The organism is Hymenobacter sp. (genome assembly GCF_036388155.1).
Taxonomy (GTDB): domain Bacteria; phylum Bacteroidota; class Bacteroidia; order Cytophagales; family Hymenobacteraceae; genus Hymenobacter.
In genome coordinates this window covers 1-8,980 of the sequence record NZ_DASVSI010000026.1, presented here as the reverse complement: position 1 = coordinate 8,980, position 8,980 = coordinate 1, and the positions used below count along the sequence as shown (strand labels likewise).

General features: G+C 61.7%; 6 protein-coding genes and 1 pseudogene. 6 read left to right on the top strand and 1 reads right to left on the bottom strand.

What is annotated here, in order from left to right; all coding sequences use genetic code 11:
• A pseudogene (locus VF629_RS04080) lies at positions 1-512 on the bottom strand (hypothetical protein); the annotation flags it as partial.
• Positions 513-925: 413 nt separating this feature from the next.
• Between VF629_RS04080 and VF629_RS04075 the strand changes: the two are divergent.
• The 6 genes from VF629_RS04075 to ilvA all read left to right on the top strand — a co-directional run bounded on the left by VF629_RS04075 (position 926) and on the right by ilvA (position 8,844).
• Positions 926-1,819: a branched-chain amino acid transaminase gene (locus tag VF629_RS04075; protein WP_331057178.1), complete on the top strand. Its 894-nt coding sequence runs from the start codon at positions 926-928 to the stop codon at positions 1,817-1,819.
• Positions 1,820-2,094: 275 nt separating this feature from the next.
• Complete coding sequence (gene ilvD / locus VF629_RS04070; RefSeq protein ID WP_331057177.1) at positions 2,095-3,768, top strand: dihydroxy-acid dehydratase; 1,674 nt, start codon at positions 2,095-2,097, stop codon at positions 3,766-3,768.
• A 148-nt stretch (positions 3,769-3,916) separates the two neighbouring features.
• The gene (gene ilvB, locus VF629_RS04065; RefSeq protein WP_331057176.1) at positions 3,917-5,653 is read left to right on the top strand and encodes a biosynthetic-type acetolactate synthase large subunit; all 1,737 of its coding nucleotides are present in this window, start codon (positions 3,917-3,919) and stop codon (positions 5,651-5,653) included.
• Between the two features lie 28 nt (positions 5,654-5,681).
• Positions 5,682-6,272, top strand: a complete 591-nt coding sequence (gene ilvN / locus VF629_RS04060; RefSeq protein WP_331057175.1) for an acetolactate synthase small subunit — start codon at positions 5,682-5,684, stop codon at positions 6,270-6,272.
• A 91-nt stretch (positions 6,273-6,363) separates the two neighbouring features.
• A complete protein-coding gene (ilvC, locus tag VF629_RS04055; RefSeq protein ID WP_331057174.1) occupies positions 6,364-7,431 on the top strand; it encodes a ketol-acid reductoisomerase in 1,068 nt (355 codons plus the stop codon).
• Between the two features lie 144 nt (positions 7,432-7,575).
• The gene (ilvA, locus tag VF629_RS04050) at positions 7,576-8,844 is read left to right on the top strand and encodes a threonine ammonia-lyase IlvA (protein ID WP_331057173.1); all 1,269 of its coding nucleotides are present in this window, start codon (positions 7,576-7,578) and stop codon (positions 8,842-8,844) included.
• Positions 8,845-8,980: the final 136 nt, after the last annotated feature.

Below are 8,980 nucleotides of genomic sequence, written 5' to 3'. Positions count from 1 at the left end.
TCCACCAGCGTCAGGGATTCGGCCGACAGCTCCTCGGCCCGGCCCTGCAGGCTGCGGGTGATGTACTGGGCTTCAATGAGCTTTTCAAAATCAAGCGCTTGCAGGGCGATGTGGCTCATGCCCACCTGCTGAGCTGAGGTTTTCACGCGCTCCAGCATCCGCAGGCTTTGGTGGTAGAGGCCGCGGTTGTAGAGCACGCGGGCGTAGTCGAGCTGCTCGCGGAGCTGGATGTCGAGGTTTTGGCCGGCGTGGTACATGCGCAGGCTGGCCAGCAGCTGCCGGTACAGGTTGGCCTTGAGGTTGGCGAGCTGCACTTTTTTGATGGCCGGCACTTGCGCCAGAATGCGCTCATCGTCGTAATGCGCGGCGTCTTCGAGGGCGTCAAAGAGCTGCAAAAACTTCAGCCCTTCGCTCGACCCTTGCCGGTTGGCAAACAGCCGGAAGTGCCGCTTTTCGGAGCGGTTCAGCGACTTAACCAATTGAAAAACCGGGTCGTTGTTCTCGTTTGCCATCGTAATCCGATGTTGTTTTAAGCGCTGTAGGTCAGCGCGTTGCAGAAATAAAATTCCTGCTTAGAAATAGTAAGCCGTCTGAAAATGCATTTCCACTGCGCGGCGGGCTCCTGTAGCATTGCACTCACCAACTGGCTGCCAGCGCGGGTTGCGTAGGTCCTGACGCCCGAATTGAGGGCCGCCAGGTTTTGCCCATCCGCACGGCGCAAGCTAAGCACTAACCCGCGGCTTGGTTTCGGCCAGCACCCTCTTTTCACTGCCATGAGCTTCTCTTTCAAGCGCGTCGTCCTAGTCATTATCAACCAGCCGTCGGGCTGAAAGTGCCTTCTTGCCTGCAAGCAAAAAGCCTTTCTCAGCCCCGCGCTCGGAAAGGTTTTTTGTTGCCCAAATTCTTACAACCCCTTCACTTTTTCATGTATTTCGACAACAGCACCCTCGTTTTTCTAGACGGCGAATTTGTGCCGGCTGCCCAAGCCACTTGTGGCGTCTACGCCCAGTCGCTGCACTACGGCTATGCCGTGTTTGAAGGCATCCGGGCCTACAATACGGCGCAGGGTACCCGCATTTTCAAGGCCCGCGAGCACTACGAGCGGCTGCATTATTCCTGTCAGTCCATTGGCTTGCCGCTCGAGTATTCGGTAGAGGAACTGACGGAAATCAGCTACCAGTTGCTGACCAAAAACAACCTCGCCGACGCCTACATCCGGCCGCTGGCCTTCGCCGCCACGCCGCACATGACCCTAACCGCGCCGGCCAGCGCCAACCTGCTCATGGCCGTGTGGAAATGGGACCGGTACCTGGGCAGCCAGAGCCTGCGCCTCACCGTGTCGCCCTACGAGCGGCCCAACCCCAAAGCGGTGCCCATCGAAGCCAAGGTGTCGGGCCACTACGCCAACTCCATCATCGCCAGCTCCGAAGCCAAAGGCCGCGGCTTCGACGAAGCCTTGCTGCTGGACATGAACGGCTACGTGGCCGAAGGGCCCGGCGCCAACTTCTTCTTCGAGAAAAACGGCGAGCTGTTCACCGCCCCCGGCGGCAGCATCCTGCGCGGCATCACCCGCAACACCATCATCGATTTGGCCCGCGAGTCCGGCATCAAGGTCACCGAGAAATTCTTCCGCCCCGAGGAGCTACGAGGTGCCACCGGCGCCTTCATGACGGGCACGGCGGCCGAAGTCATCGGCATTGCCTCAGTAGATGACGTGGTGTTCGAGCAGCCCTTCGAGCAGACCATTGGAGCCCAACTAGCGCAGCGCTACACGGCCCTGGTGATGGGGGAGACGGTAGCGGCAGAGGTGTCTGCTTAACCTCACCCCCGGCCCTGCCGGGTACGACCCCGGTTCGCTTGATGCGCGAAGCCCGCGGAGAGGGGAGCCTGACGAAGTGTAGCGCGGACTTTTAGTCTGCGAGTGGCCCACATCAATGCAGTTCACGCGCGGACTGAAAGTCCACGCTACAGCCGCGCCGCCGTGGCTCCCCTCTTTTTTGGAGAGGGGTCGTACCCGGCAGGGCCGGGGGTGAGGTCCACCGACTGCGCTCAGTATGACGTTCCAAATCAGAAAATCCGCCACTCAGTCCCCCAATGGTCCTCAACAAATACAGCCGCATTTACACCCAGGACGACAGTTTGCCGGCCTCGCAGGCCATGCTCATCGGGGCGGGCCTGTCGGATGCGGACTTGCGGAAGCCGTTCGTGGGCGTGTGCTCCACCGGCTTTGAGGGCAACACCTGCAACATGCACCTCGACGGCCTGGCCGATGAAGTGAAGCGCGGGCTGGCAGCGCAAGGATTGGTGGGGCTGCGCTTCAACACCATCGGCGTGAGCGACGGCATCACCAACGGCACGCCGGGCATGCGTTACTCGCTGGTGTCGAGGGAGATAATAGCCGACTCGATTGAGGCCATGGCCGGGGCCCACAACTACGACGCGCTGGCCTGCGTGGTGGGCTGCGATAAAAACATGCCCGGCGCCCTCATCGCCATGGCCCGCCTCAACCGTCCGGCGCTGATGGTGTACGGCGGCACCATCAAAGGCGGCAGCTACAAGGGCAAGTCGCTGAACATCGTGTCCTGTTTCGAGGCCTACGGGCAGAAGTTGCAGGGCCAGCTGTCGGAGGAAGACTACAAGGGCATCATCCATAACGCCTGCCCCGGGCCGGGGGCCTGCGGCGGCATGTACACCGCCAACACCATGGCCGCGGCCATCGAGACGCTGGGCATGTCGGTGCCGTTTTCGTCCTCGTCCACGGCCATCAGCGCCAATAAAATGCAGGAATGCCTCGACACCGGCCACTACCTGCGCCTGCTACTGGAGCGCGACATCAAGCCCCGCGACATCCTCACCCGCGAGGCCTTCGAGAATGCCATGGTGGTGACGACCGTGCTGGGCGGCTCCACCAACGCCGTCATTCACCTCATCGCCATTGCCGACGCGGCCGGCGTGAAACTGACCCTGGCCGACTTTCAGGCCATCAGTAACCGCATCCCGGTGCTGGCCGACCTCAAGCCCAGCGGCAAGTACCTCATGGAAGACATTTCGGCGTTGGGCGGCGTGCCGGCCGTGCTGAAAACCTTGCTGCAGGAGGGCCTGATTTCAGGCGACACCCTCACCGTGACCGGCCAAACGCTGGCCGAAAACCTGGCCGACATCAAGCCGCTGGGCGCCGAACAGGACCTGTTGCGGCCGCAATCGAGCCCGCTCAAAGCCGACGGCCACATTCAGATTCTCTACGGCAACCTGGCTCCGGAAGGCGCTGTGGCCAAGATTTCGGGCAAAGAAGGCGAGCAGTTCGCCGGTCCCGCCATCGTGTTCAATTCCGAGGAAGAAATCAACGACGGCCTGACGCAGGGCTTGGTGGAAGCCGGCCACGTCGTCGTCATCCGTTACGTGGGGCCGAAGGGCGGGCCAGGCATGCCCGAAATGCTCAAGCCAACCTCCGCCATCATGGGTGCGGGCCTGGGCAACAAGGTCGCTCTGATTACCGACGGCCGGTTTTCGGGCGGCACCCACGGCTTTGTCATCGGCCACGTCTGCCCCGAGGCCTACGACGGTGGCCCCATTGCCCTGGTCGAAAACGGCGACTGGATTGTGCTCGACGCCACCGCCAACACCATCGACGTGCAAGTCGACGCCGCCACGCTGCAAACCCGCCGCGCCCAGTGGAGCCCGCCCGCGCCGAATGCCGACCGCGGCGTGCTCCGCAAATACATCCGAACGGTGAGCACGGCCAGCAACGGCTGCATCACAGATAATTAAGAGTAAAAAGACCGTCATGCTGAGCTTGTCGAAGCATCTCTCCCGCAGTAGTAAATGATTACTCTCGCAGTAGAGATGCTTCGGCTGCGCGAACGCCAGATGAGCAGGACGGTCATAATAAAGTTCTTCACTTCAACGCCCACCTGCCATGAACCCGCAAGCCCTCCCCGTTCTGGATGCGCCCACGACCGAAACCCGCGAGGTTTCCGGGGCCGAAGCGTTGCTGCTGGGCCTGCTGGCCGAAGGCGTGGACACGATTTTCGGGTATCCGGGCGGCGCCATCCTGCCGATTTATGATGCGCTTTATGACTTCAAGGAGCAGCTGAACCATGTGCTGGTGCGGCACGAGCAGGGGGGCATTCACGCGGGGCAGGGGTATGCGCGCGCTTCGGGCAAAGTGGGGGTGGTGTTTGCCACCAGCGGGCCCGGCGCTACCAATCTGGTAACTGGTTTGGCCGATGCGCAGATTGACAGCACGCCGCTGGTGTGCATCACTGGGCAGGTGTTTGCGCATTTGCTCGGCAGTGATGCCTTCCAGGAAATTGACGTTATCAACATCACGGCGCCAGTCACGAAGTGGAATTACCAAGTAACGGAGGCCCGCGAAATCCCCGGTATTCTGGCCAAGGCCTTCTACATTGCCCGCAGCGGCCGGCCCGGCCCGGTGCTGATTGACATCACCAAAAACGCCCAGCTCGAAGAGCTGCCATTCGCGGAGTACACGCCCTGCACGCACATTCGCAGCTACCGCCCAGCGCCGCTGGTGCGCCCCGAAGCCGTGGCCGAAGCCGCCGCGCTCATCAACCAGGCGCAACGGCCGCTAGTACTGTGGGGACAGGGCGTGGTGCTGGGCGGGGCCGAGCGCGAGTTTCAGCAGTTCATTGAAAAAAGCGGCGTTCCCGCGGCCTGGACCATCCTCGGCGCCGGGGTGCTGCCCACCGCTCATCCGCTGAACGTGGGCATGCTGGGCATGCACGGCAACTACGGTCCCAACGTCCTCACCAATGAGTGCGATGTGCTCATTGCCATCGGCATGCGCTTCGATGACCGGGTGACGGGTCGCCTCGACAAATATGCCCGCCAAGCCAAGGTGATTCACCTGGACATCGACCCCACCGAAATCGACAAAAACGTGGCTACCACCGTGGCCGTGTGGGGCGACTGCAAGCACACGCTGCCGCTGCTCACGCAGGCAGTAGAACAGCGCACTCATCCGGCCTGGCGGCAGCGTTTCGACAACTTCCAAGCGCAGGAAGTGGATGCCGTGATTCAGGATGCCCTGTTCCCGACTACGGGCGAGCTGACCATGGCGGAAGTCATTCAGCAGCTCAACGAGCTGACCGAGGGCGAGGCCATTTTGGTGAGCGACGTGGGCCAGCACCAGATGGTGACCTGCCGCTACGCCCGCATGGAGCAGTCGCGCCGCCACATCACCAGCGGCGGGCTGGGCACCATGGGTTTCGCCCTGCCGGCTGCTATTGGGGCCAAATATGGCGCGCCAACCCGCACGGTGGTGGCCATCATCGGCGACGGCGGCGTGCAGATGACGATTCAGGAGCTGGGCACGCTCATGCAAACCGGCACGGCCGTGAAAATCATCGTGCTCAACAACCAGTTCCTGGGCATGGTGCGGCAGTGGCAGGAGCTATTTAGCGAACGCCGCTACTCGTTTGTCAACATCCAAAGCCCCGACTACGTGAAGGTGGCCAGCGGCTACGGCATAGCAGGGCAAAGCGTAGCGGAGCGGCCCGAATTACGGCCGGCGCTCCAGGCCATGCTGGCCCATCCGGGCTCCTACATGCTGGAGGTGATGGTGGCCCAGGAGCAAAACATCTTTCCAATGGTGCCGCAAGGGTGCAGCGTCAGCGAAATCCGCCTGCGGTAGTGCGGGGCCCTTTTATTGAAAAGCATCCATGGAACGCCAGGAATACAACATCACGGCTTACACCGAAAACCACATTGGGCTGCTCAACCGCATTGCCATTGTCTTTTCGCGCCGCAAAATCAACATCGAAAGCCTGAACACGTCGCCGTCGGAGATTGAAGGCATCCACCGCTTCAACATCGTCATCACCGAAACGGAGGACGTGGTGCGCAAAATCGCGCGGCAAATGGAGAAGCAAGTGGAGGTACTGAAAGTGTATTTTAACTCCAACGAAGAAGTGGTGTGGCAGGAAATGGCCCTCTACAAAGTGCCCACCGACGTGATTGCCGAGCGGGCGCTAGTGGAGCGGTTGCTGCGCGAAAACGGGGCCCGCGCCGTGGTCATTCGCAAGGATTATACGGTGTTCGAAACCACCGGCCACCGCCAAGAAACCGACGCGCTGCTGCGCGCCCTGCAGCCCTTTGGCCTCATCGAATTCGTGCGCAGCGCTCGCATCGCTATCATCAAAGCCAGCGACGGCTTCAACCGCCAACTCCACGAGTTTGAGCGAGCCAAGCCTGGGGTTGAAGTCATTGAAAATGAATTTCTGAACGACCGCGACGGCGTGTTCGCAATGTAAAGTAGCGCGGACTTTTAGTCCGCGACCCAACGCTAATTCTCAACCCATGCGCGGACTAAAAGTCCACGCTACAACCCAATCCTTCATCCCCATGGCACAAATCAATTTTGGCGGCGTCGACGAAAACGTAGTGACCCGCGAGGAGTTTCCGCTGGAACAAGCACTTGCCGTGCTGCAACACGACACCATTGCCGTGATTGGCTACGGCGTGCAGGGCCCCGGCCAGGCCATGAACATGCGCGACAACGGCTTCAACGTCATCGTGGGCCAGCGGCAAGGGACGCCCTCCTGGGACCGCGCCCTCAAGGACGGTTGGGTGGAGGGCGAAACGCTGTTTTCGCTGGAAGAAGCGGCCGAGCGCGGCACCATCATCTGCAACCTGCTGTCTGATGCCGGCCAGATTGCGCTGTGGCCCATGCTCAAGCAGCGCCTCACGCCCGGCAAAACCCTGTATTTCTCGCACGGCTTCGGCATCACGTTCAACGACCAAACCGGCATCATCCCGCCCCCGGAGGTGGACGTGATTTTGGTGGCGCCCAAGGGCAGCGGCACCAGCTTGCGCCGCTTGTTTGTGGCCGGCGGTGGGCTCAACTCGTCGTTTGCGGTGTACCAGGACGCCAGCGGGCACGCCTACGAAAAGGCCGTGGCCATGGGCATCGGCGTGGGCTCGGGCTACTTGTTTGAGACTGATTTCAAGAAGGAAGTGTACTCCGACCTCACCGGCGAGCGCGGCGTGCTGATGGGCGCCCTGGCCGGCATCATCGAGGCACAGTACCAGGTGCTGCGCCAGCGCGGCCACTCGCCCTCCGAAGCCTTCAACGAAACGGTGGAGGAGCTCACCCAGAGCCTCGTGCCGCTGGTGGGCGAAAACGGCATGGACTGGATGTTTGCCAACTGTTCCGTGACGGCCCAGCGCGGCGCCCTCGACTGGAAAGGCCGCTTCCGCGAAGCCACGCTGCCCGTGCTCAACGAACTGTACGACAGCGTGGCCAGCGGCGAGGAAGCCCGCCGCACCATCGAGCGCGGCACCACGCCCAACTACCGCCAGGAGCTAGACGCCGAACTGAAAGAAGTACGCGACTCCGAGCTGTGGCAGACCGGCGCCACCGTGCGCGAACTGCGCTCCAAAGCCGCAGAGAAGGTAGAAGCGCTAAGCTAGCCAACTCAACGCCCGGAACACGTCGTGCTGAGCGTGGTCGAAGCGTCTTTATTGCGCCACTTGTGAGGGTGAGTACAGCAGTAGAGATGCCTTGGCTGCGCTCAGTTTGGCGTTCTGGTTTTCTCATCATTCCACGCATTTCCAATGGAAAACGCTACCACCGCCCCGCCCGCCGTGACTCTGAAAAACGTGGAGCGGGCGGCGCGCAACCTCAAGGGTGTCATTTACAAGACGCCGCTGATGCAAAATCTCGGCCTCTCGCGCACCTACGGCGCCACGGTGCTGCTGAAGCGGGAAGATTTGCAGGTGGTGCGGTCCTACAAAATCCGGGGGGCCTACCACAAGATGAGCACGCTGCCAAAGGGCGCCGGCGAACGCGAAATAGTATGCGCCAGTGCCGGCAACCACGCCCAGGGCGTGGCCTACGCCTGCCAGTTGCTGGGCCTGAAAGGGCGCATTTTCATGCCCGCCCAAACGCCGGCGCAGAAGGTGGATAAGGTGCGTCTGTTCGGCGGGGAATGGGTGGACGTCGTGCTCACCGGCGCCAGCTTCGACGACTGTTTCCGTTCGGCCCGTGCCTGGTGCGACGAGCGCGGCGGCACCTTCGTGCATCCCTTCGATGATTTGGCCATTGTGGAAGGCCAGGCCACCGTAGGGCTGGAAATCCTGAAGGCGGCCACCGCGCCGATTGACTACTGCTTCATGGCCATTGGCGGGGGCGGGCTGGCTTCGGGCGTGGGCAGCGTGTTTCGGCTGCTGAGCCCGCATACCAAGCTGATTGGCGTGCAGCCGCTGGGCGCGCCGTCCATGCACGGCTCGCTGGCAGCGGGGCAGCGGCAGGCGCTCGCCCACATCGAAAGCTTCGTGGACGGCGCCGCCGTGAAGTGCCCCGGCGAGCTCACGTTTGGACTCTGCCGCGAGCTGCTCGACGACGTGGTGCTGGTGCCCGAAGGTCAGGTATGCCTCGATTTGCTGAAGATGTACAACGAAGAAGGCATGGTGCTGGAGCCCGCCGGCACGCTCAGTATCTCGGCCCTGCACCAATACGCGGACCAGATAAAGGGCAAAACCGTGGTGTGCGTGGTCAGCGGCTCGAACAACGACATCACCCGCATGGAAGACATTAAGGAGCGCGCCACCCGCTACCAGGGCCTCAAGCACTACTTCATGGTCACGTTTGACCAGCGGCCGGGGGCCCTGCGCCGCTTCGTGAACAGCGTGCTGCACCCCGACGACGACATCATTCACTTCCAGTACATCAAGAAAAACAACAAGGAAAAAGGGCCCGTTTTTGTCGGCATCGAACTCAAGCAACCCGGCGAAATCACCAGCATTCAGGCCCGAATGCTAGCCGAAGGCTTCTCCTATGAATACCTCAACGACAAGCCCGATTTCCTGAGCTTGCTGGTGTAAGCCTTGCCTTATTATCCTGTGGCGCGCAGCCGGGAACCTCACCCCCGACCCTTTTCCAAAGAGAGGGGAGCCTGATGACTTGTAGCGTGGACTCTGCGAGTTCGCGCAGGGGCGAACGGCCCCATAGTTCCGGCAG

What these genes read in the sequence shown, in the direction of transcription:
- VF629_RS04075 (WP_331057178.1), top strand. Translation starts at nt 926, where the DNA reads ATGTATTTCGACAACAGCACCCTCGTTTTTCTAGACGGCGAATTTGTG.
- ilvD (WP_331057177.1), top strand. Translation starts at nt 2,095, where the DNA reads ATGGTCCTCAACAAATACAGCCGCATTTACACCCAGGACGACAGTTTG.
- ilvB (WP_331057176.1), top strand. Translation starts at nt 3,917, where the DNA reads ATGAACCCGCAAGCCCTCCCCGTTCTGGATGCGCCCACGACCGAAACC.
- ilvN (WP_331057175.1), top strand. Translation starts at nt 5,682, where the DNA reads ATGGAACGCCAGGAATACAACATCACGGCTTACACCGAAAACCACATT.
- ilvC (WP_331057174.1), top strand. Translation starts at nt 6,364, where the DNA reads ATGGCACAAATCAATTTTGGCGGCGTCGACGAAAACGTAGTGACCCGC.
- ilvA (WP_331057173.1), top strand. Translation starts at nt 7,576, where the DNA reads ATGGAAAACGCTACCACCGCCCCGCCCGCCGTGACTCTGAAAAACGTG.